Here is a 22,466-nt window from a genome sequence, read left to right as displayed (position 1 = left end):
GCGATGATAGGAAGATCCTCGTGTTGTCCCGTCAGAATCAGAACCGGTAGGGGTGCGGTCATGCAGCAAGCGAACTGGGTGCCCGCCGGAACGGACCTGGACAAGCCGAACGCGGCCCGGATGTACGACTACTACCTGGGTGGTTCGCACAACTTCGAGGTCGACCGGATGATGGCCCGCAAGGCCATGGAGCTCTGGCCCGAGCTGCCCGAGATCATGCGCGCCAACCGCGCCTTCCTGCGCCGCGCCGTCCAGTTCCTGGCCGAGAGCGGCGTCTCCCGCTTCCTGGACATCGGCTCCGGCATCCCGACCTTCGGCGCGGTGCACGAGGTCGCCCAGGCGATCCGCCCCGACAGCCAGGTGGTCTACGTCGACCACGACCCGATCGCCGTCGCGCACAGCCGGCTGCTGCTCAAGGACGACCCGCAGAGCCTGGTGGTCGAGGCCGATCTGCGCGACCCGGCCGGCATCCTGGCCCGCCCCGAGGTGAAGGCCCTGCTGGCGGACGGCGAGCCGGTCGCGCTGCTGATGGTCTCGGTGCTGCACTTCATCACCGACGAGGACGAGCCGTACGGGCTGCTCCGGCAGCTGCGCGACGCGCTGCCCTCCGGCAGTGCCCTGGTGCTGTGCCACGCCTCCCTGGAGGGCCGGCCGGACCAGGCCGAGGCCCACCAGGACCTGTACAAGCGCACCCCGACCCCGATCACGATGCGCAACCGCGCGGCGGTCGGCGCCTTCTTCGAGGGCTTCGAGCTGCTGGAGCCGGGCCTGGTCTACCTGCCCGAGTGGCGTCCGGAGGACCCGGAGTCCGTCGGGCCGAACCCGGAGCGGATGACCGGTCTGGTGGGCGTCGGGTTGAAGCCGTGACCGCAGGCCCGGGCGAGACCGAGGAGCTGGCGGAGGCCGAGCGGGCGGTCCGCTTCCACCGCGAGTGGGAGCGGCTGCTCTCCAGCGGCCACGGCGCCGCCGTGCACCCGGGCATCCTGCGGCGGCTGGTCTCCCGGACGGCCGCGCTGCTGCACCGCGCGCAGGCCGAGGAGCCGTTCCGCCCGGAGCTGGCCGCCCAGGCCGGGGCGCAGCTGGTGGACGCGCACTTCACCGACCCGGTGGTGCTGGCCCGGGCGGTGGAGCTGCTCCAGCGCGTGCCGGACCGGGACGGGCGCGGCCCCGAGCTGTGCGGCTCCTTCGCGGCCGGCTGGGCACGCGCCCTGCGCGAGCGGACCCTGCGCGAGCAGGAGGCGATCCGGCTGGCGGCGGACACCGCCAAGCTGGAGGTGGAGAAGGCGCTGCGGGAGTCGGAGAACAAGTTCCGCGCGCTCTTCGAGTCGGCCGCGATCGGCATCGGCATCGGCGACACCGACGGCAACATCATCTCGGTGAACAAGGCGCTCGGGGAGATCTTCGGCACCGGCCCGATCGACATGACGGGCCGTCGGGTGGACGAGCTGGTCCACCCCGAGGACACCCCCGGTGTCTGGGAGGCGTACGAGGACCTGATCTCCGGGCGCACCGAGTACTTCCAGTTCGACAAGCCGTACTACCGGCAGGACGGCGAGGTGGTCTGGACCCACCTGACCGTCTCGCTGATCCGGGACGACGAGGGCGCGCCGCTGTACCAGGTGGCGATGCTGGAGGACATCACCGACCGGTACCGCCTCCAGGAGCGGCTGCGCCACCAGGCGACCCACGACCCGCTGACCGGGCTGCCGAACCGGGTGGCCTTCTTCGAGCGGCTGGAGAAGCTCTTCGAGGAGCCGGAGCCGGGCGCCCGCTTCGGGCTCTGCTACGTGGACCTGGACGGCTTCAAGGTGGTCAACGACAGCCTGGGCCACGACACCGGCGACCAGCTGCTGGCCGCCGTGGCCCAGCGGCTGGAGACCGCGCTGACCCCGCTCGGCCACCTGGTGGCGCGCCTGGGCGGTGACGAGTTCGTGGTGCTGCTGGAGAACTGCCGGGGCGAGCAGGAGGCGGTGGCCGCCGCCAAGACGGTGCTGGCCGCGCTGGCCAGACCGGTTCAGGTGGGCGACCACTCGCTGGCCGTCGGCGCCAGCGTCGGCGTGCTGGAGCGCCGGGTGGCCACCACCACCCCGGGCGCGGCGGTGCGCGCGGCGGACCTGACGCTCTACCGCGCCAAGGAGGCCGGGCGCGGGCGCTGGACGCTGTTCGACCCCAAGGAGAACGCCCGGGCGGTCAGCCGCTACGCGGTCTCGGTGCGGATGCCGGCCGCGCTGGACCGGGGCGAGTTCTACATCGACTACCAGCCGCTCTGCTCGCTGGCCGACGGCCGGTTGGTCGCGGTCGAGGCGCTGGTGCGGTGGAGACATCCGCAGCTCGGGGTGCTCGGCCCGGACGAGTTCATCGGGGTGGCCGAGGAGACCGGCCTGATCATGCCGCTCGGCCGCTGGGTGATGGAGCAGGCGTGCCGTCAGGCCACCGAGTGGGTACGGGAGTTCGGCGAGGCGGCCCCGCAGCTGAACGTCAACCTGGCGGTCCGTCAGGCCCGCAGTGCCGGGCTGGTCACCGACGTGGACCGGATCCTGCGCAAGACCGGGCTGCCGCCCGGCAAGCTCCAGCTGGAGATCACCGAGTCCACCGTGGTCGGCCCGGAGGACGAGACCCTGAAGGCCCTGCACGGGGTGCGTGACCTGGGCGTCTCGCTGGCGGTGGACGACTTCGGCACCGGCTGGTCGAACCTCGCCTACCTGCGGGACCTGCCGGTCTCCTGCCTGAAGATCGCCGGCTCCTTCGTCGGCGACATGCACGACCCGGACAAGGACGCCCACACCGGCTGGCGGATCGTCAGCGGCCTGGTCTCGCTGGCCCACACCTTGGGCCTGACCGTCACCGCGGAGGGCGTGGAGACCGACAAGGACGCCGAGCGGCTGCGCGAGATGGGCTGCGACTGGGCCCAGGGCTGGTTCTTCGGCCGCCCGGCCCGCCCGGAGGACATCGCCCGCCGCCTCGCCGAGCAGACGGCCACCTCGGCCGGCAGCCCCGAACTCCCTTAGGTCAATTCGGACATAAGGGTTGACATCGTCCGTCGGACGGGCGGACGATGAGGCCCTGGCACCAGTTCATTCGCCAGTTGCCCGACCCAGGCGGCTCCTGCCGCCGGAGACCGGTCGGCGCGCGTCCCGAAGGGTTCTCGGGGGAGTCCTACCGAAGCCCACGCGCCCGTTCCACCGCTCTCCCCTTCCAACCGGGGCACACCCCGCGCCCGAGGCGCGGCCGGCACCGCCCCGTCGTTCAGAGGGTCACGCCCGTGGGAGTACCGGCGTGCCCGCTGCCTCCCGAGAGGCTGTCCAACGATGAGCACCACGCTGCCTCCCAACGTCCTCCCGTACCCGGACCGCCAGGTCCGGCCACTGCGCCGGGCGACCGACCGGCCGCCGGCCGAGCGGCCCCGGCGCCGGGTGGACGACGGGACACGGACCCGACACTCCGTCAGCCTGGTCATCCCCGCGCAGAACGAGGCGCGCAACATCCCCTGGGTGTTCGAGCAGATCCCGTGCTGTGTCGACGAGGTGATCCTGGTCGACGGCTCCTCCGACGACGCCACCCTGGCCGTCGCCGAACGCGCCCTCCCCACCATCCGCCCGCTCCAGCAGAGCGCCCCCGGCAAGGGGAACGCGCTGCGCACCGGATTCGCCGCCGCCACCGGCGAGTACGTGGTGATGATGGACGCGGACGGGTCCATGTGGCCCGGCGAGATCCCGCACTACCTGCACTTCCTGGACCACGGCTACGACTTCGTGAAGGGCTCGCGCTGCATCGGCGGCGGCGGCTCCCTCGACCTGACCCGGATCCGCGCGCTCGGCAACCTCGCGCTGCTGACCGTGGTGAACCGGCTCTACGGGGCCCGGCTGACCGACCTCTGCTACGGCTTCTGCGCCTTCCGCCGCAGCTTCCTGGACCAACTCGACCTGCGCTCGGCCGGTTTCGAGATCGAGGCGGAGATGGTCGCGCACGCGCTCCGCTCCGGCCTGCGGATCGCCGAGGTACCGAGCCTTGAACTCCCCCGACGCAGTGGCCGCTCGCACCTGCACGCCGTCTCCGACGGCCGCCGGGTGCTGCGCACCCTGATCGCCGAACGACCTGGCAGCCGGGGTACGGCCGCCTCCGCAGCGAGGGAGCGATGATGAACGGCAACGACCAGCGGACCGCAGCGGCCTGCCCCTGCCCCGCCGCCCGTGACACGCTCGACACCCCCGTCCACGTGGTCGAACTGGACCTGGCCGAACCCGGTGAGCTGCGCTCGCCCGGCGGCACCGGGCCGGCCGCTCCCGACGGCCGCGTGCTGGCGTTGGTGCGGCTGCACGGACACCCGCTCGGCCTGGTCGAGGCCACCGGTGCGGACCCCGCCGACCCCGGCGGCACCTACCGGTCGCTGGTCGCTGCCGCTCATCGCGAACTCGACCCCACCCCCGCTCAACTCATGCCAAGGAAAACCCAGTTGACCTCCGCGACGTCCGGTGGGCCCTCAAGTCGGGTCGGCGGCCCCCGGACGCCCGCGGGCCATCCGCCGCGTGTCAGCGTGGTGATCGCCACCCACGAGCGGCCGGAGCTGCTCCGCCAGTGCCTGGACTCCCTGCTGCGGATCGACAGCCCGCAGTACGAGGTGCTGGTGGTCGACAACGCTCCGGCCGGGGACGACGCCCACACGCTGATCCGCGAGCGGTACGCCGGCCGGGTCCGCTACCTGCGAGAGCCGGTGGCGGGCCTGGCCCGGGCGCACAACCTCGGACTGGCCGCCGCCCGGGGCGAGTTGACCGCCTTCACCGACGACGACACCCTGGTGGACCGGAACTGGCTGGCCGCCCTGACGGACGCCTTCGACGGCGACGCCAGGATCGGCTGCGTCACCGGCCTGATCCTGCCCGCCGAACTGGCCACCCCGGCCCAGGCCGCCCTGCACCGCCAGGGCGGCTACGACAAGGGCTTCCAGGAACGCCGGCACGCCCTCGACCTGCCGAGCACCGACCCGCTCTTCCCGTTCACCGCAGGGCAGTTCGGCTCCGGGGCCAACATGGCCTTCCGGACCGGACTGCTCCGCGCCCTCGGCGGCTTCGACCCCGCCACCGGCGCCGGCACCCCAGCCCGCGGTGGCGACGACCTGCTGGCCTTCTTCCGGATCGTCAACTCCGGCCTGGTGCTGGACTACCGGCCCGACGCCATCGTCTGGCACCACCACCGCCGCGCCGACGAGGCCCTGCCCGCCCAGCTCTACGGCTACGGCGCCGGGCTCGGCGCGTACCTGGCCGCCGCCGTCAGCGCCGACCACCGGCTGCTGCCCGCGCTGCTGCGCCGGCTGCCCGGCGGTCTGCGCCAGGCCGTCGGCCAGGCCAGGAGCCGCACCACCGTGCAGGGCGGGCACTCCACCCGGCTCACCCTGCTGGAACTCTCCGGCATGCTCTACGGCCCGCTCGGCTACCTGCGCTCCCAGCACCAGACCGAGCGGCGCCGGATCACCGACGAGCGGATCGCGCGCGCACCGGAACCGGTCGGCGCCCGGCAGCCGAGCCTGCGGGCGGGGTGAACACCATGGCCGCCACCACCGCCACCGCCGCCGGTACCACGGCGGGGTGCGGCTGCCCGCTCCCGCTGCCCTGCCAGTGCTCCTACCCGGCCCTGCTCCGGGCCCGCCTCCGGGCCGCCCTCGCCACCGAGCCGCTGCTGCACAACGGCCATGTCCTGACCGCGAGTTCACTGCTCACCGCCGGGCTCGGCGGCCTGTTCTGGCTGCTCGCCACCGCCTGGTACGGCCCGGCGGCGGTGGGCCGCGGCTACGCCGCGCTGGCCGCCGCCGCGCTGCTCTCCGGCATCGGCCAGTTCAACCTGGGCGACGTGCTGATGCGCTTCGTTCCCACCGCCGGGCGGCACACCCGGCGCCTGCTGCTGCGCTGCTACGCCGTCAGCTCGGTGGCCACCGTGCTCGCGGCCGGCGTCTTCCTGCTGCTCGTCCCGGCCCTCGCCCCCGAACTGGACTTCCTGCGCGCCCCCGCCACGGCCGCGGCCTTCGTCGCGGCCGCCGCCGGCTACACCGTCTTCGTGCTCCAGGACGGCGCGCTCACCGGGCTGCGCCGCCCCGGCTGGGTGCTCGGCGAGAACGCGCTGTTCGCCGTCGCCAAGGCCGCGCTGCTCGGCGCTTGCGTGCTGCTGCTGCCCGGCTCCGGCATCCTGGCGTCCTGGAGCGTGGCCCTGCTGCTCTCCGTACTGGTCACCAACGCCTACCTGTTCGGCCGCGCCCTCCCGGCCCACGCCCGGGCGGGGAAGGACGCGGACCCGCCCGCCGGCCTGGTCCGCTACGCGGCCGCCGACTACCTCGGCGCCCTGCTGCGCACCGCCTCGCTCAGCGTGCTGCCGCTGCTGGTGCTCGGCCGGCTCGGGGCCGAGCAGAGCGCGTACTTCTCGCTGGCCTGGGTGATCGCCTACACCCTCCAGCTGGCCGCGCTCAACATGGGCAGCTCGCTGATCGTCGAGGCCGCGCACGCCCCCGCCCGGCTGGCCGCCCAGGCCCGCCGGGTGCTGCGGCACTCCGCGCTGCTGATCGGCGCGGGCGCGGCGGTGCTGGTGGCCGCCGCCCCCGGGCTGCTCTCGCTGTTCGGCCCCGGCTACGCCGAGCACGGCACCACCGCGCTGCGGCTGCTGGCCCTGGCCGCCCTGCCCAACCTGGTGCTCGGCCTGGCCGTGGACGTCTGCCGGGCCCGCCGCGCGATGCGCCTGGTGGTCGCCCTCCAGGGCGCGCTGCTCGGGCTGGTGCTGCTGCTCACCCTGCTGCTCGTCCACCCGCTCGGCATCACCGGCGTCGCCCTGGCCTGGCTGATCGCCGAGAGCGCGCTCGCACTCCCCCTGCTGGCCACCCTGGGCCGCTGGCTCCCGAAGGGACGGTGAGGGCGATGACCGCCCACCCGCTCACCGAAACGGTCCTGACGGGCCGTCCGCCCACCCTCACCGTGGTCATCTGCTCCTACACCATGGCCCGCTGGCCCGACCTGGTGGCCGCCGTCCGCTCCGTGCAGCGCCAGCACCACCCCGCCGAGGAACTGGTGCTGGTGGTCGACCACTGCCCCGAGCTGGCCGTCCGGGCCGCCGGGGTGCTGGCGGGGGTGCGGGTGGTGCCCAACCAGGAGCGCCCCGGCCTGTCCGGCGCGCGCAACACCGGCACCGCGCTGGCCCACGGCGAGGTGGTCGCCTTCCTGGACGACGACGCCACCGCCGACCCGGACTGGACCGAGCGGCTGCTGGCCGGCTACCGGGACGAGCGGGTGCTCGGCGTCGGCGGCCTGGTCCGCCCGCACTGGGAGAGCGGACGCCCCTCCTGGTTCCCGCCCGAGTTCGACTGGGTGGTCGGCTGCTCCTACCTCGGGATGCCCGAACAGGGCGGCTGCGTAAGGAACTTCATCGGCGCCAACATGTCCTTCCGGCGGGCCGAACTGCTCGCCGCCGGCGGCTTCCGCCCCGACCTCGGCCGGGTCGGCAGCCGCCCGCTGGGCTGCGAGGAGACCGAGCTCTGCATCCGGCTGACGGCCCGCCACCCCGGCGCCCGGCTGCGCTACGAACCCACCGCCGGGGTCAGCCACCGCGTCCCCGAGGGACGCACCAACTGGACGTACTTCCGGGCGCGTTGCTACGCCGAGGGCCTCTCCAAGGCCGCCGTCGCCCGGCACACCGGACGCGGCCCCGCGCTGGCCAGCGAGCGCCGCTACCTGTACTCGACCGTGCCGCGCGGGATGGCCCGGGCGCTGCGCCGGGGCGGCGGCGGCCCGCGCGAACTGGCCGCGCTCGCCCTCGGGGTGGCCGTCACGGTCACCGGCTACACCACCGGGCGGCTGCGCCGGGCGCTCCCCTCGGCGGTGCCCCCGGTGCCGGCGGTCGCGGCCGGGGGAGGTCCGGCAGGGCCGGGAGGTGCACCATGACCGTCGTACCGGTGTACCTGTGGCACTCCGTCTCCGAGGACCCGCCGTCCTGGATCGCCCCGTGGACCGTCACGCCGCGCGCCTTCGCCGAGCAGCTGGACCGGATCGCCGACAGCGGACGCACCGTCATCCCGCTGCACCGGCTGGTCTCCGCGCTGCGCGGGGGCCCGGCCCTGCCGGAGAACTGCGCGGTGCTCACCTTCGACGACGGCTTCGCCGACTTCTACTGGACGGTGGTCCAGCAGCTCACCGACCGGGGCCTGCCCGCGACGCTGTTCGTCACCACCGGCGCCGTCCACCCGCCCGGCGCACCCGCCTCCGGCAGTCTGCTGCCACCGGCCCGGATGCTGAGCTGGCGTCAGGTGGTCACCCTGGACGCCTGCGGGGTGGAGATCGGCGCGCACACCCGGACCCACCCGCAGCTGGACACCCTGCCGGCCCGCTGGCTGCCGGGCGAGATCGTCGGCTGCCGCCGGGAGCTCGAGGACGTGCTCGGCCACCAGGTGCTCTCCTTCGCCTACCCGCACGGCTACTCCAGCCCCTCGGTGCGGCGCCAGGTCGGCCTGGCCGGGTTCACCTCGGCCTGCGCGGTGGGCAACGCCTTCAGCTCCGGCAACGACGACCCGCTGCGGATCGCCCGGCTGATGGTGCGGGCCGACACCACGGCGGAGGACTTCCGGCGCTGGTCGGACGGCGAGGGCGCCCCGGTCGCGCCCTTCCCGGAGCACCTGCGGACCAAGGGCTGGCGGTACTACCGGCGGATGCGCGCCGCGGTCGGCCGCCCGGTCGGCGGGCCGCCGGACCTGTGAGCTTGCGCCGGACGGGTGACGGGGGGTCAGCGGCGGCTCAGTGCTGCCAGACCCGTACCCAGTCGACCTGCATCCGGGCGGTGTCCACCCCGTCCGGCGGGGCGGCGGGGTAGCCGACCGCCAGGTTGAGCAGCAGCTCCATCGGCTGGTCCGGGATCCGCTCGGGGCTGGTCTCCCGGTGCCGGGCCACCCCGTCCAGGTACCAGGTGAGCGCGTCGGCCTCCCAGGCCAGCGCGAAGACGTGGTACCCGGCCGGGAAGTCGACCGGCCCGAAGAAGGCCGAGTCGTGCAGGTCCTGGCCGCCCGGGCCGGTCCAGTGCACGGTGAACTGGGCGGTGGAGGTGGTGCCGGCGAACTCGGCCACGTCCAGCTCCGGCGGGGTGGTCCGGGTGGCCGCGGGCATCAGCCAGAAGGCGGGGAACAAGCCGCCCTCGGGCGGGATCCGGACCGCCGCCGCGAAGTAGCCCCGGGTGAAGGCGTGCCGGGGCGGGGCGTCCCAGGAGTCCCGGCCGGTGGTGACCATGCCGGAGGTCCAGGGGTAGACGTGCCCGTCCGTGCCGGTGGTGGGGCGGCGCTGGGCGGTCAGGCTCAGCGCGCCGCCGCCGACGGTGGCCTGGGAGGGCAGGTACCACTCCAGCTCGTGGTTGGCCTTGTTGGTGCAGCCGCCGTCGTTCCAGTCGTAGCAGGTGGCCCAGCGCCGGGTGTCCAGCCCGGTGCCGTTGAAGTCGTCCTCCAGGACCAGCCGCCAGTCGCCCGCCGGGGCGGAGACGGCGGCCGAGGACCCGGCGGTGGTCTCGGAGATCCGGGCGCCCGGGGTGTTCCACACCTCGTGGCCGGTGCCCCCGCCCCCGCAGGCGCTGACCAGCAGGAGCAACCCGGCCAGCCCGACCCGCCCGAACGGCGGTCTGGCCAGCACCGCCAGGGTGGTCAGCAGGGCCAGCACCAGCACCGCCCGCACCGGGGTGAACCAGCCGCCCAGGTAGAGCGTCACCGCCACCAGGGTCTCCACCGCCAGGCCGAGCGCCCCGGCCAGCACCACCGTCCCGGTACGGCCGGCCCGCGCCGGCACCAGCCGGGCCAGCGCGATGCCAGGACCGGCCAGCAGGAACAGCAGGGTGACGGGCAGTCGGACGGCCTGCGGCAGGGCCAGGGCGGCGAGCGCGGCCCAGCCCGCCAGGGCCGGCAGCAGCGGAACGGCGAAGCGACGGAACACCTCTGACACCTCCTCGGACGGCCCGCGCCGGTCAGCCCGGATCGGGGACGTAGCGGTAGACCGCCGCGTCGTCGTTGCGGTCGACCACGGTGAAGCGGGGCGCCTCGTCCACGGCGGTGCCCAGCCGGGCCACCGTGTCGGCGGGCAGCACACCGGTCAGGTAGCACTCGGCGGCCTGGCCGCGGTTGAGCACCAGGTAGAAGGGCGTGCCCGGCGGGGCGAAGGCGGTGGCCCGGGCCAGTGCGGCCAGCGGGTCGGTGGCCAGCTGGCGGCGGACGTCCTCGCTCTCCTGGTTCAGCTGGACCCGGGGGTGCACGTCGTAGCGGGCCGCCACCCCGGGCACGTTCCCGGTGACCGAGACGATCACCGCGCCGGGCGGGGCCACCTCGATCATCCGGGCCACCGCGGAGACCTCGCCGGGGGTGAAGTAGTTCATGTTCTCCTTGCTGTAGTAGCCGAAGAACAGGCCGCCCAGCAGGGTCAGCACCACCGCCACGGCCCCCACCGCGCGGGCCCCGGAGCGGGCCGCCGGGCGGAGCAGGGCGGTGATCAGGAAGGCGCAGGCGGGCAGCGCGAAGAGGTAGACCCGGAAGATCATCTCGCCGCCGTAGCTGTTGGCCAGCAGCAGCGGCAGCGGGGCCGCCGCCATCAGCGGCAGGGCGGTGCGGCGCACCCAGGGGCGGCGCCAGACGGCCAGCGCGGCCAGCAGGATGACGGCCGCGGAGAGCCCCCGGTCCACCCAGGCCACCACCACCTGCCCCGGCGCGGCGGCGCCCAGCCCGGCCAGGCCGGAGACCACGTTGGTGTCCGGGGAGGTCAGCCCTTGGAGGAACTCCGGCAGGTTCCTGGACAGGAACGGCCGGGCGGCGGTGACGTCCCAGACCACGGTGAGCACCACGGCCCCGGCCAGCGCGGGCAGCACCGCCCGCCGGTTGCGCCTGGGCAGCGCGAGCGCGGTCAGCACGCAGATCAGCATCAGCGGGGTGAGCTGGTGCGAGACCACCACGGCCGCCTCCAGCAGCAGCACCGGCAGCAGCAGCCGCCGGGGCGGGCCGGCCCGCTGCGGCGAGCCGGAGGCGTGCGCGCCCCCTCCCGGGGCGGCGCCCGGGAGTTGACGGGCCACCAGGGCCAGCACGGTGACGAACAGCAGGAAGGCGAAGGCCTGCGGGGCGAAGTAGTCCTGGCCGACCCAGGAGCAGCAGTAGTAGACCCAGAGCCCGCCCCAGACCAGGCCCCGGTCGGTGGAGAAGGAGCGGTAGAGCAGCAGCAGCGGGCCGAGCAGCAGCGCGTTCACCACCGGCGGGGCCCAGGACGCGTAGCCGAGCGCAGACTCCAGGCCGGTGACGCGCAGGTGGAGCGCGTTCAGCAGGAAGAAGCCGGGCCACTGGTTGTAGATGTCGAAGCCCCCGGCGTGCGGCACCTGGCCGCCGCTGCGCAGCATCGCGTCCAGCACGTCGATGTGCTTCCAGGCCCAGGCGTAGCGCAGGGTCGGGTAGAGCAGCGACGGGGTCGCGTGGATCATCGCGATCAGCCCGAGCAGGTACCCCGTCAACCACCGGACGGGGACGGCGCGGTCACGCACCGCCAGCCAGAAGCCGGCCGTCAGCAGCACCACCGCCACCCAGTACCCGGCGGGCAGCACCTGGAGCAGCCCCAGGTCGTCCATCCCGGCCAGGTCCACCGAGCGCAGCGAGAGCGCCCAGACCAGCAGCGCCAGCGGCAGCAGCAGGTACGGCGGACGCACCCACCGGTGGAGCGCCTCGGTGGTGGGCGCACTCACCGCATCGCCCCGGCGATCCGGCGGGCCGCGAAGCCGGTGCCGCAGACGAAGCGGAGCACCGGGCCGAAGGTGGCGGCGGCCGCCAGGCCGGTGAAGTACAGGCCGGGGACGGAGGACTGGAAGTCCGCGTCCAGCCGGGGCGAGCCGTCGACCAGGCGCAGGGCGCGGCGGATCCCGGGGCCGAGCAGGTCCAGCCGGTCCAGGTCCACCCGGTAGCCGGTGGCGGCCAGCAGGTAGTCGGCCTCCAGGGTCTCGGTGGCGCCCCCGGGCCGGTGCACCGTCAGCCGTACGGCCCCACCCCGCTCCTCGGCGGAGCGCAGCACGCGGCCGGTGAGCAGCGGCACCCGGCCCTCCACCCGCTCGCGCAGCCACCAGGCGCCCGACGGGCCGAGCACGGTGCGCACCAGGTGCAGCCGGGTGCGGTCGGGCAGGTGGCGGAAGGCGGCCGGGCCCCGGGCGAAGGCGAGCAGCGACCAGCCCGGGCCCAGCGGCGAACCGGGTTTGACGGCGCGTCGGGCCAACGGCAGTTCGGAGCGCAGCCCGGCCCCCGGCGGGTCGCCGAACAGCACCCGGTCGGTGCGGGCCAGCACGGTGGGCTCGGCCCCGCACTCCCGCAGCAGCGCCGCGCTCTCCAGCGCCGACTGCCCGGCGCCCAGCACCGCCACCCGCCGTCCGGCCAACCGGGCCAGGTCCCCGTGCTCGCTGGAGTGGCCCGCCAGCCCGGCCGCCACCAGCGGCGCCAGCACGGCGGGCAGGTACGGGTGGGCGGCCGGCCCGGTGGCCAGCACCACCCGGGCGGCGGTGAACTCCTCGCCGCCGTCCACCGCGATCCGGAAGCCGGCCCGCCCGGACTCGACCGAGCGGACGGCGGAGCGCTCCAGGCCGGGGACGCAGGCGCGCTGGAACCACAGGCCGTAGCGGACGAACTCCTCGACCGGCACGGGGTCGAGCTCGCCCCCGGGCGGACGGCCCTCGGCGGCCCGGAAGTCCGCCAGCCGGTAGCGGCCGCCCGGGTCGGCGACCGAGGAGGCGGACGGCGCGGACTTGAGGTACATCCCGGCCGGCATCCGCTCCCGCCAGGTCTCCATCGGCTCGCCCAGCACCCGCACCGGGACCCCGAGCGCGAGCAGGTGGGCGGCGGTGGCCAGCCCGTACGGGCCGGCCCCGATCACGGTGACCGGCACCGCCCGGCTCACCGGTGCGCTCCGGGCCGGGCGGTGCCGCTCGGCTGATCGGTCCTCATCCGGTGCCCTCCAGACGGCAGTGCGAGCACCCCCGGGACCAGCCTGCACCGCCCGGCCGGGCCGGGCACCCCCGGGAGCGGCCCGGCCCGGGCCGCGCGAGAATGCGGACCGGGAGGGCAGGCCCGTGTGAGAGGAGCCGGATGTCCCCGATCGAGCCGGACCGGTCCACGCCCGCCCTGCTGGTGAAGGTCGGCCGCTACCCGCAGCACCACGGCTGCCTCGGTGTGGTCCGCACGCTGGGGCGCCTGGGCGTCCCGGTGCACGCGGTGGTGGAGGACCGCTGGACCCCGGTGGCCCGTTCGCGTTACCTGGGGCGGGCGTTCGTCCGGCCCACCGAGGGGACGGAGCCGGCGGAGCGGCTGCTCGCCCTGCTGGCCGAACTGGGCGCCGCGATCGGGAGGCCGGTGGTGCCGGTGGCCACCGACGACGAGGCGGCGGTGCTGCTGGCCGAGCACGCCGCGGAGCTCGCCCCCTGGTACCTGCTGCCGCCGGTGGAGCCCGGGCTGCCGAGGCGGCTGGCCAGCAAGGGCGGGCTGGCGCGGCTGTGCGCCGAGCACGGGGTGGACACCCCGCGGGCCTGGACGCCGCAGACGTACCGGGAGCTGCTGGCGGTGGGGCGCGAGCACGGGTACCCGCTGGTGCTGAAGAACCTGGAGGCCTTCACCCGGCTGAGCGCCCCGGTGGTGGGGCACACCACGGTGGTGCGCGGGGAGGCGGAGCTGCGGGCGCTGCTGCCGGACCGTCAGGAGCCGTCCGTCCTGGTGCAGGAGTACCTGCCGCCGGAGCACTGCGAGGACTGGATCACCCATCTGTACTGCGGCCCGGAGGGCACCGAGCCGCTGGTGTTCACCGGCCGCAAGCTGCGCTCCTGGCCGCCAGGGGCGGGGGTGACCACCCGGGCCCGTTCGCTGCCGGAGCCCCAACTGGCGAAGCTGGCGGCGGAGTTCTGCCGCCGGATCGGCTACCGGGGGGTGGCCGACCTGGACTGGCGGCTGGACCGGCGGGACGGCAGGTACCGGCTGGTGGACTTCAACCCGCGTACCGGCGCGCAGTTCCGCCTGTTCGAGACCACCGCCGGGGTGGACGTGGTGCGGGCCCTGCACCTGGGGCTGACCGGGCGTCAGCTGCCGTCGGGTGAGCAGCTGGTGCGCTCCTTCGGCGTCGGCCAGCTGGACCTGCCCTCGGCGCTGGCCGCCGCCCGGCGGGAGCGCCGGATGCCGGCCGACCTGCTGCCCCGGCGGTCGACGGAGCGCGGCTGGCTGGCGGCCGACGATCCGCTGCCCGCACTGGTCGAGGCGGTCCGCTTCTGCGGCACGGCGGCCGCCCGGCTCCGCCGCATTTGACCGTTATCTCTGACGGATGTCGGTCAGATCGCATCCGAACTGCCTTTGGCTGTCGCAGAGTTGTGACAGAGGAGGGCGAAATCGGTCCCCTCGTGCGGGGTTTGTGGACGTAGTGTTCCAGCATGGCACCGAAGCGCCCCATATCCTCCGGGCTGAAGTTCATAGGCTTCTCCACCCTGGCCGGCGTACTGCTGGCCGGAATGGCCCTGCCCGCCGCCGGCGCCCTCGGCCTGACCGCCAAGAGCGGGGCCGAGAGCTTCGAAGAGGTCCCTGACGACCTGAAGACCCCGCCGCTCTCCCAAGCCAGCCACATCTACGACGCGCAGGGCGGCCTGATCGCCACCGTCTACGGGCGGTTCCGCACGGTGCTGACGGCGGAGGACATGGGGACGGTGATCCGCCAGGCGCAGGTGGACATCGAGGACGCGCGGTTCTACGAGCACGGCGCGGTGGACCTCAAGGGCGTGCTGCGGGCGGCCAGCAAGAACGCGGAGAGCGGCTCGGCCGTGCAGGGCGCCTCCACGCTGACCCAGCAGTACGTGAAGAACGTCCACGTGGAGCAGGCCGGGGACGACCGCGAGGCGGTGCTGGCGGCGCAGCGCAAGACCCTGGGGCGCAAGATCCAGGAGCTCAAGTACGCGATCAAGCTGGAGGAGGAGCTCACCAAGGAGCAGATCCTCACCAACTACCTGAACATCACGTACTACGGGAACCAGGCCTACGGCATCGAGGCCGCCGCCCAGCGCTACTACTCCAAGCACGCAAAGGAGTTGACCGTCGCGGAGGCGGCGCTGCTGGCCGGGCTGGTGCAGAATCCCAGCCAGTACGACCCCAGGCTCCACCCGCAGGCGGCCCAGAAGCGCCGCGACGTGGTGATCGACAAGATGCTGGAGCGCGGCCACCTGACGGCGGCTCAGGCCGCCGAGGCCAAGGCCGCCCCGGTCGGCCTGCGCTACCAGGCGCCGCGCAACGGCTGCATCACCGCCCAGGCCGGTATGGGCTTCTTCTGCGACTACGTCCGCCAGGTGATCCAGCAGGACCCGGTGTTCGGCGCCAGCGCGGCCGACCGCAAGCGGCTCTGGGACCTCGGCGGCCTCGACGTCCGCACCACCCTGGACCCGAAGAAGCAGGCCGCCGCGCAGAACGCGGTGACCACCAAGGTCCGGGTCACCGACCCGGTCTCGGCCGCCGCCACCATGGTGGAGCCCGGCTCCGGCAAGATCCTGGCGATGGCCCAGACCCGTCCGTACGGCCTGGACAGGTCCAAGAACGAGACGGTGGTCAACCTCAACGTGGACGCCGCGATGGGCGGCGGCAACGGCTTCCAGCCCGGCTCCACCTTCAAGCCGATCGTGGCCGCCGCCGCGCTGGAGGCCGGCCTCCCGGCCACCCAGGCCTTCCCCTCGCCGGCCCGGCTGGAGTGGCCGACCATGACCACCTGCGCGGGCACCTGGAAGAACCAGGCGAAGGGGAAGAAGGAGGGTTCCGTCCCCAACGACAGCGCGAAGGAGGTCGGCCCCTACGAGCTGAAGGAGGCGATGGCCCGCTCGGTCAACACCTACTTCGTGCAGATGGAGCAGGAGATCGGCCTCTGCGCCGTCAAGCAGATGGCCAACAAGCTCGGCATCAAGGGCCGGGCCAGCGGGGCGCAGCTGGACGAGGTGCCGGCCATGGGCCTGGGTACCCAGGAGGTCGCGCCGATGAGCATGGCCAACGTCTACGCGACCTTCGCCGCCCGGGGCACCTACTGCGCGCCGATGGCCATCGAGAAGATCACCAACGCCGAGGGCAAGGCCGTCCCGGTGCCGGAGCGCAAGTGCGGGCGGGTGATGTCCGAGGAGACCGCCGACACCCTGAACACCGTGCTGCTCGGGGTCACCGAGAAGGACGGCGTCGGCACCGGTGCCGGCCTCGGCCTCAAGGACGGCCGGGAGATCGCCGGCAAGACCGGCACCACCGACGAGAAGAAGTCCGCCTGGTTCAACGGCTACACCCCGGACCTGGCCACCGCGGTCTGGCTGGGCAGCCCGGTCGGCGGCGTCCCGATGCGCGACATCACCATCGGCGGCGAAGAGTTCGACGAGGTCTACGGCGCCACCGGCCCGGGCCCGATCTGGAAGATGATGATGAACGAGGCGGTCAAGGGCACCCCGGAGCGGGAGTTCGAGACCGTGCACATCCCCGACCCGGTCCGCCCGCCCGGCCCGAGCGCCTCGCCGAGCGCCTCCGGCAGCGCCTCTCCCGGCGCCCCGGCGTCCCCCGGCACCCCGGCCTCGCCCGGCGCTCCCGTCCGGCCCGGCGCACCCTCGCCGGGCGGGCCGCCCCGGCGCTGACCGGGCGTCAGCCCGCCAGCTCCGTCAGGGCGATGGAGTGGTGGGTGTGCTCGACCTTGGCGCGCAGGTAGCGGAGGTTGGCGGGGGAGACGTGGACGCCGGTGGGGACCTGGGCGGCGACCTCGATGCCGTGGGTGGTGAGCTGGGCCGCCTTGTCGGGGTTGTTGCTGAGCAGGCGGATCCGGGCGGTGCCGAGCGCGGTGAGCATCTGGGCGGCGGCCGCGTAGTCGCGGCCGTCCTCCGGGAGGCCGAGGGCGGCGTTGGCGGCGTAGGTGTCCAGGCCGCGGTCCTGGAGGGCGTAGGCGTCGAGCTTGTTGTACAGGCCGATGCCGCGCCCCTCCTGACGGAGGTACAGCAGGTAGCCGCCGTCGGTGGCGATCCGCTCGACCGCCTCGCGCAGCTGCGGGCCGCAGTCGCAGCGGTCCGAGCCGAAGACGTCGCCGGTGAGGCACTCGGAGTGCAGCCGCACCAGCGGCGCGCGGTCGCCGGGCCGGACGTCCGGTTCGCCGAGGCGCAGGGCCAGGTGCTCGGCGCCGTCGGCGAGGCCGTGGAAGGTGGTGACCTCGGCCTGGACCCGGTAGCCGTCCGGGAAGGTGAGCGGGATCCGTACGGTGGTGCGGACGGTCGCCGGGTCGAGCTGCTCGGGCATGCCCGTCCTCCTGGTGTCTCGGGGCGTCGCGGGGTGTCGCGGGACGTCTCCGGGGATGCTGTCCGGCTCGACCGTACACCTGTAGTTCCAATTTGAACAACAAGGGTCCCTCCGGCACCGTTCGGCCCAGCAGTCCCCGGCGTGGCCCGGGTCCGGCCTGCAAGCTGAGGGGGTCGAGCGAGCTCTGAGTGGAGGAAGTGCGATGTCGAAGGCGTTCGGATTCGTGGCGTACGGCGGGCCGGAGACCCAGGAGTTCCTGGACCGGCCCGTACCGGTGCCGGGCCCGGGACAGCTGCTGATCGCGGTGCGGGCGGCCGGGGTCAACCCGGCCGACTGGAAGGTGCGGGAGGGGCTGTTCGGGCGTACCAGGCCGACGCCCCGGGTGCTCGGCTCGGAGGCGGCCGGGGTGGTGCGGGTGCTCGGTGAGGGTGTCTCGGGCTTCGTGCTGGGCGACCCGGTCTTCGGCATCGCGCCGGACGGTGCCTTCGCCGACCACGTGCTGCTGGACGCCGGCGAGGCTGCCAAGGTGCCGGACGACGTCACCTTCACCCAGGCCGCCACGCTCTCGGTGGCCGCCGCCACCGCCTACGACGCGGTGGACCAGCTGGGCCTGACGCCCGGTCAGACCCTGCTGGTGCTCGGCGTGGGCGGCGGGGTCGGCAGTGCCGCCGCGCAGATCGCCCGCAGCCGCGGCATCACCGTGCTCGGCACCGCGAGCGACCAGGCCCGGGAGTACGTGGCCTCGCTCGGCGCCACCCAGATCCGCTACGGCGAGGGCGTGGCCGAGCGGATCAGGGCCGTGGCGCCGGAGGGCGTGGACGGGGTCCTCGACCTGGTCGGCGGCCAGGACGCGATGGCCGCCTCCGGCACCCTGCGCAACGGCGGACGGCTGGTCTCCACCGCCGATCCGGCCACCGCCGCCGGGCTGGGCGGCGAGTACGTGAAGCGGCGCCGCACCGGGGAGGTGCTGGCCTCGGTGGCCGCGCTGGTGGCCGGCGGCGCGCTGGACCCGCACATCTCGGAGACCTTCGCGCTGGACCACGCCGCCGAGGCGATGCTGGCGGTGGAGTCCGGCCACGCGCGCGGCAAGTGCGTCATCGAGGTCCGGGGCTGAGGGGGCGTCATGGTGAGGATCACGGTGCCCCGCCCGGGCACGCCCTGCTGGTTCGAGCACGGCAGCGCCGATCCGGCGGCGGCGCAGCGCTACTACGGTGACCTGTTCGGCTGGCGGGGCGAGACCGACCCCCGGCCGGAGGCCATGTGCTACACCGTCATGTACCTGGGGGACGCCCCGGTGGCGGCGGTCGCGCAGCTGGTGGCCGAGGGGCAGCCGACGGCCTGGTCGGTCTCGATCGCGGCCGAGGACGTCGACGCGGTGGCCGAGGCCGCCCGGGCCTCCGGCGGGCAGCTGCTCGCCGGGCCGATGGAGGCCCTCGACCTCGGCCGCTTCGCCGTGGTGGCCGACCCGGCCGGGGCGGTGTTCGGGCTCTGGCACGGCCGGGCCTTCCCGGGGGTGGCGCTGTTCGCCGAGCCGGGCGCACCGGGGTGGATCGAGCTTGCCACCCGGGACGTGGCCGGGGCGGTGGGCTTCTACCACGGGCTGTTCGGATGGGGCGTCAGCCCGGGGGAGCAGTACACCCAGTGGGGCCTGGACGGGACCGACTTCGGCGGGGTGCTGGACATGGGGGAGCAGTTCCCCGCGGACCTGCCGCCGTACTGGATGCCGTACTTCGCGGCGGCGGACGTCGACCTGACGGCGGAGCGGGGGGTCGCGCTCGGCGGCGAGGCGGTCCTGCCGCCGACCGACGTGCCGGACGGACCGCGGCTCGCGGTCCTCAAGGACCCGCTCGGGGCGGTGTTCGGGCTGTACCAGGCGGAGGCTTAGCGCAGGAGTCAACCGTGAGGGTTTCAGGGGCGCGAGGCGGGAGTCACCGGCCCGTGTGCCGGGTGCGGGCGCTCACTTGCAAGTGGGTCTCCGTACCCGGCACATGGTCTGCATCTCCCGCTTCGCGCCCCGCGGCAGAGCCGCTGATCAGCGGAGCCCCGCGCCCCTGACGGCCCCTCCGGGGCCGCAGCGCCGCGGCAGCCGCCACCAGGGTGATGGCGACCGCCGTGTAGGGGACCCAGTCGCCGAGGCGCATGTACCAGGTGGTGGCGGAGGGCGCGGCCAGGGGGAGACGGACCGTCAGGGAGCCGGTGGTGCCGGTGTCGAGGAGGGCGAGGCGGCGGCCCTGGCGGTCGTAGGCCACCGACTCGCCGGTGAGGGCGGCCTGGACCACGGGGCGGCCGGTCTCGGCGGCTCGGATGGCGCCGAGGGAGGCGTGCTGCTGGGGGGCCCAGGAGTCCTGGAAGGTCGAGGTGGAGGACTGGAACACCAGCATCCGGGCCCCCTGGGCGGCGGCCACCCGGGACATGTCGGGGAAGGCCGACTCGAAGCAGATCAGCGCGCCGAAGGGGAGCGGGCGGCCCTGCCGGTCGGTGGTGTGCAGGAGGTGGAAGGAGGAGCCGGGGGCGCGGTTCTCGCCCGCCGCCCGGCTGACGCCGGTGAGCCAGCCGAACAGCGGCCGCAGCGGGATGTACTCGCCGAACGGCACCAGCCGGATCTTCCGGTAGCGCTCGGCGACCCCGTCGCGGGTGACCAGCACGGCGTCCTTGGAGATCAGCCCGTCGCCCTTGCGGGCGTCCTCGCCGACCAGCACCGGGGCGCCGACCAGGGCCGACAGCCGGGCCACCTCGCGGCGGGCCTCCGCGTCCCGGTCCAGGTCGCTGTTGGTGCTGCTCTCGCCCCAGACCACCAGGTCGGGGGAGCGGCCCTCGAGCCCGGCGGTGATCCGCGAGCTCGCCGCGAAGCGGGCGGCCGAGTCCTCCACCTGGCCGGGCTGGACCAGGGCCAGGGTGGCGGTGCCGCCGGGCGGCGGCGCGCTCTGGGCGGCGAACAGCAGGGGGCCGGCCAGCAGGGTGGCGGTGACGGCGAGGGCGGCGAGCACCCGTACCCGCGGCCGGCGGCCGGTCAGCAGGATCAGCACGCCGACGTTGGCCGCCGCGACGGCCGCGCTCACCAGCCAGGCGCCGCCGACGGAGGCGAGGCCGAGCACGGCCGGGTGCTGCCACTGGCTGGCGCCGAGCAGGGCCCAGGGGCCGCCGAGCGCGTGCCAGGAGCGGACGAACTCGGTGCAGACCCAGACCGAGGGGACCACCAGCAGGGCGAGCAGCGCCCGACGCACCGTCAGCGGGGGTGTCAGCAGCCGCCACACCGCGTACCCGACCGCCCCGGGCAGCACGCCGAACACCACGGCCAGCGCGAGCAGCCCGGGCCCGACGGACGGCACCAGCCAGTACATCGACACCAGGATGAACCCGGCCCCGAACCACCAGCCCCGCACCACCGCCTCCCGTCCGCTGCCGGCCCGCCGCATCACCTCCAGCCCGGGCACCAGCGCCACCCAGGCCAGCCAGGACAGCCCGGGCGCGGGGAACGCCAGCACCGGCAGCCCCCCGAAGACGAGCGCGGCGTACCGGGCGGGGTGGCGGAGGGAGGCGGGCAGCTGCATGGTCCAACGCTAGCCCCGTTCGGGGCGGCGGGCCGGGAGGAGCGGCCCGGGGGGCAGTACTCCGTCGGCTGACGGGGTGTCAGGTCGGCTGCGCCGCCCGCGAATGCACCCGAACTGTCAAGGCGCGCCCGGGAGAGTTTTGCGGACCGGACAACTGGTTGACGCCACTGGTTCAGACCAATACCTTCTCGGCAGCAAAGCTCCATCCAGTCCCACAACAGGAACGAGCCCATGCGTCACGGATCCATCACCCGGCTGACCGTCGCCACCGCCGCGGCCCTCGGCCTGCTCGTCTCGATCGCTCCCGCCGTCTCCGCCCACGAGGAGCACGGCGGCCACGGCCACGGCGCCCCCGCCTACAAGCGGATCGGCTACTTCACCCAGTGGGGCATCTACGGTCGCAACTACCAGGTCAAGGACCTGCAGACCAGCGGCACCGCGGCCAAGCTGACCCACATCAACTACGCCTTCGGCGCCATCGGCAAGGACGGCAAGTGCCTGGTCGGCAACGTGCCGGGCGCCGACCCGTGGGCGGACTACGTGCGTCCGGTGGACGCGGCCACCTCGGTGGACGGGGCGGCGGACACCGCCGAGCAGAAGCTGGCGGGCAACTTCAACCAGCTGCGCGAGCTGAAGGCGAAGAACCCGGGCCTCAAGGTCATGGTCTCGCTGGGCGGTTGGAGCGGTTCGGCGCACTTCTCCGACGCGGTCCTCACCGACGCCGGCCGCAAGGCGCTGGTGGCGTCCTGCATCGACACCTACATCAAGGGCAACCTGCCGGTGGACGGCGCCCGCGGCGGCGCCGGTGCGGCGGCCGGGGTCTTCGACGGCGTGGACCTGGACTGGGAGTGGCCCGGCTCCGCGGGCAACGAGGGCAACGGCGTCCGCCCCGAGGACAAGCAGAACTTCACCAAGCTGGTGCACGAGTTCCGCGTCCAGCTGGACGCCTACGCCCGCACCCAGCCGGGGCGCAAGCACTACGACCTGAGCGCCTACGCGCCGACCAACCCGGCGAAGATCGACGCGGGCTTCGAGGTCCGGAAGATCGTCAAGGACTTCGACTTCGTCAACCTCCAGGGCTACGACTTCCACGTCTCCGGCGAGAAGACCACCGCCCAGCAGTCCGCGCTCTTCGCCAAGCGCGGCGACTTCAGCGTGGACCAGACCGTCAACGCCTGGCTCGACCGGGGCGCCCCGGCCGACAAGCTGGTGGTCGGCATGCCGTTCTACGGTCAGGGCTGGACGGGCGTGACCGGTGGCGGCGACGGCCTCGGCCAGCCGGCCACCGGGCCGGCCCCGGCCACCTGGGTCGCGGGCACCGAGGACTACAAGGCGCTGAAGAAGCTCGCCGACTCGGGCACGTACAAGCTCTACCGCAGCCGCGACAAGGGCAGCGCCTGGCTGTTCGACGGCTCCACGCTGTGGACCTACGACGACCCGACCGTGCTGCGCACCAAGGCCGCGTACGTCCGCGAGGAGGGCCTGGCGGGCGCGATGGTCTGGGCGCTGGACGGGGACACCCCGAACGGCGAGCTGATCTCCGCCATCGACCAGGGCCTGAAGCGTCGCTGACGGTCCAGCAGAGACGATCCAGCAGGAGGGGGGACCGGCGGCCGCCGGTCCCCCCT

17 protein-coding genes are annotated in these 22,466 nt (G+C 74.3%); 12 read left to right on the top strand and 5 right to left on the bottom strand.

What is annotated here, in order from left to right; translation table 11 throughout:
* Nucleotides 1-60: 60 nt before the first annotated feature.
* The 7 genes from ACZ6ZR_RS02990 to ACZ6ZR_RS02960 all read left to right on the top strand — a co-directional run bounded on the left by ACZ6ZR_RS02990 (nucleotide 61) and on the right by ACZ6ZR_RS02960 (nucleotide 8,725).
* Complete coding sequence (locus tag ACZ6ZR_RS02990; protein WP_465638748.1) at nucleotides 61-867, top strand: SAM-dependent methyltransferase; 807 nt, start codon at nucleotides 61-63, stop codon at nucleotides 865-867.
* On the top strand, nucleotides 864-3,008 hold the full coding sequence (locus tag ACZ6ZR_RS02985) for a putative bifunctional diguanylate cyclase/phosphodiesterase (RefSeq protein ID WP_465638746.1): 2,145 nt from the start codon (nucleotides 864-866) through the stop codon (nucleotides 3,006-3,008). Before ACZ6ZR_RS02990 ends, ACZ6ZR_RS02985 begins: the two co-directional genes overlap by 4 nt.
* Nucleotides 3,009-3,308: 300 nt before the next feature.
* A complete protein-coding gene (locus ACZ6ZR_RS02980; RefSeq protein ID WP_465638744.1) occupies nucleotides 3,309-4,139 on the top strand; it encodes a glycosyltransferase family 2 protein in 831 nt (276 codons plus the stop codon).
* Nucleotides 4,136-5,536, top strand: coding sequence for a glycosyltransferase family 2 protein (locus ACZ6ZR_RS02975; protein ID WP_465638742.1), 1,401 nt, complete (start codon nucleotides 4,136-4,138; stop codon nucleotides 5,534-5,536). Before ACZ6ZR_RS02980 ends, ACZ6ZR_RS02975 begins: the two co-directional genes overlap by 4 nt.
* A 5-nt stretch (nucleotides 5,537-5,541) precedes the next feature.
* Complete coding sequence (locus ACZ6ZR_RS02970; protein WP_465638740.1) at nucleotides 5,542-6,891, top strand: lipopolysaccharide biosynthesis protein; 1,350 nt, start codon at nucleotides 5,542-5,544, stop codon at nucleotides 6,889-6,891.
* A 5-nt stretch (nucleotides 6,892-6,896) separates the two neighbouring features.
* Entirely contained in the window at nucleotides 6,897-7,916 is a 1,020-nt protein-coding gene (locus ACZ6ZR_RS02965) for a glycosyltransferase family 2 protein (RefSeq protein WP_465638738.1), read from the top strand.
* Complete coding sequence (locus ACZ6ZR_RS02960; protein WP_465638736.1) at nucleotides 7,913-8,725, top strand: polysaccharide deacetylase family protein; 813 nt, start codon at nucleotides 7,913-7,915, stop codon at nucleotides 8,723-8,725. Before ACZ6ZR_RS02965 ends, ACZ6ZR_RS02960 begins: the two co-directional genes overlap by 4 nt.
* A gap of 37 nt (nucleotides 8,726-8,762) precedes the next feature.
* Here the strand turns inward: ACZ6ZR_RS02960 and ACZ6ZR_RS02955 are convergent, their stop codons facing one another.
* Genes ACZ6ZR_RS02955 through ACZ6ZR_RS02945 form a run of 3 tightly spaced genes read right to left on the bottom strand, consistent with a single transcriptional unit; the run spans nucleotide 8,763 to nucleotide 12,914 of the window.
* Entirely contained in the window at nucleotides 8,763-9,938 is a 1,176-nt protein-coding gene (locus ACZ6ZR_RS02955) for a glycoside hydrolase family 16 protein (protein WP_465638734.1), read from the bottom strand.
* A 31-nt stretch (nucleotides 9,939-9,969) separates the two neighbouring features.
* The gene (locus ACZ6ZR_RS02950) at nucleotides 9,970-11,718 is read right to left on the bottom strand and encodes a glycosyltransferase (RefSeq protein ID WP_465638732.1); all 1,749 of its coding nucleotides are present in this window, start codon (nucleotides 11,716-11,718) and stop codon (nucleotides 9,970-9,972) included.
* Nucleotides 11,715-12,914, bottom strand: a complete 1,200-nt coding sequence (locus tag ACZ6ZR_RS02945) for an FAD-dependent oxidoreductase (protein ID WP_465638731.1) — start codon at nucleotides 12,912-12,914, stop codon at nucleotides 11,715-11,717. Before ACZ6ZR_RS02945 ends, ACZ6ZR_RS02950 begins: the two co-directional genes overlap by 4 nt.
* 188 nt (nucleotides 12,915-13,102) lie before the next feature.
* Here ACZ6ZR_RS02945 and ACZ6ZR_RS02940 point away from each other — a divergent pair, with 188 nt between their 5' ends.
* Together ACZ6ZR_RS02940 and ACZ6ZR_RS02935 are read left to right on the top strand one after the other, a co-directional pair.
* Nucleotides 13,103-14,305 (top strand): carboxylate--amine ligase, encoded by a 1,203-nt coding sequence (locus ACZ6ZR_RS02940; RefSeq protein ID WP_465638729.1) that lies wholly within the window; start codon nucleotides 13,103-13,105, stop codon nucleotides 14,303-14,305.
* 122 nt (nucleotides 14,306-14,427) lie between these two features.
* The gene (locus ACZ6ZR_RS02935; protein WP_465638727.1) at nucleotides 14,428-16,638 is read left to right on the top strand and encodes a transglycosylase domain-containing protein; all 2,211 of its coding nucleotides are present in this window, start codon (nucleotides 14,428-14,430) and stop codon (nucleotides 16,636-16,638) included.
* 7 nt (nucleotides 16,639-16,645) lie between these two features.
* Here ACZ6ZR_RS02935 and ACZ6ZR_RS02930 read toward each other — a convergent pair whose 3' ends face one another.
* The gene (locus ACZ6ZR_RS02930; protein WP_465638725.1) at nucleotides 16,646-17,287 is read right to left on the bottom strand and encodes a GTP cyclohydrolase II; all 642 of its coding nucleotides are present in this window, start codon (nucleotides 17,285-17,287) and stop codon (nucleotides 16,646-16,648) included.
* A gap of 202 nt (nucleotides 17,288-17,489) precedes the next feature.
* On the opposite strand from ACZ6ZR_RS02930, the gene ACZ6ZR_RS02925 reads away from it, so the two are divergent.
* The gene (locus ACZ6ZR_RS02925) at nucleotides 17,490-18,401 is read left to right on the top strand and encodes an NADP-dependent oxidoreductase (RefSeq protein WP_465638723.1); all 912 of its coding nucleotides are present in this window, start codon (nucleotides 17,490-17,492) and stop codon (nucleotides 18,399-18,401) included.
* Between the two features lie 9 nt (nucleotides 18,402-18,410).
* Complete coding sequence (locus ACZ6ZR_RS02920; protein ID WP_465638722.1) at nucleotides 18,411-19,172, top strand: VOC family protein; 762 nt, start codon at nucleotides 18,411-18,413, stop codon at nucleotides 19,170-19,172.
* A 43-nt stretch (nucleotides 19,173-19,215) separates the two neighbouring features.
* On the opposite strand, the gene lnt is transcribed toward ACZ6ZR_RS02920, so the two are convergent.
* On the bottom strand, nucleotides 19,216-20,838 hold the full coding sequence (gene lnt / locus ACZ6ZR_RS02915) for an apolipoprotein N-acyltransferase (protein WP_465638720.1): 1,623 nt from the start codon (nucleotides 20,836-20,838) through the stop codon (nucleotides 19,216-19,218).
* A 231-nt stretch (nucleotides 20,839-21,069) separates the two neighbouring features.
* Between lnt and ACZ6ZR_RS02910 the strand changes: the two genes are divergently transcribed.
* A complete protein-coding gene (locus ACZ6ZR_RS02910) occupies nucleotides 21,070-22,410 on the top strand; it encodes a glycoside hydrolase family 18 protein (RefSeq protein WP_465638718.1) in 1,341 nt (446 codons plus the stop codon).
* The last annotated feature ends 56 nt before the right edge of the window (nucleotides 22,411-22,466 follow it).

The sequence above is a fragment of the Kitasatospora sp. NPDC088742 genome, assembly GCF_055584905.1.
Note: the sequence above shows the minus strand (reverse complement) of the source record. Positions and strands in the feature narration are given on the sequence as shown.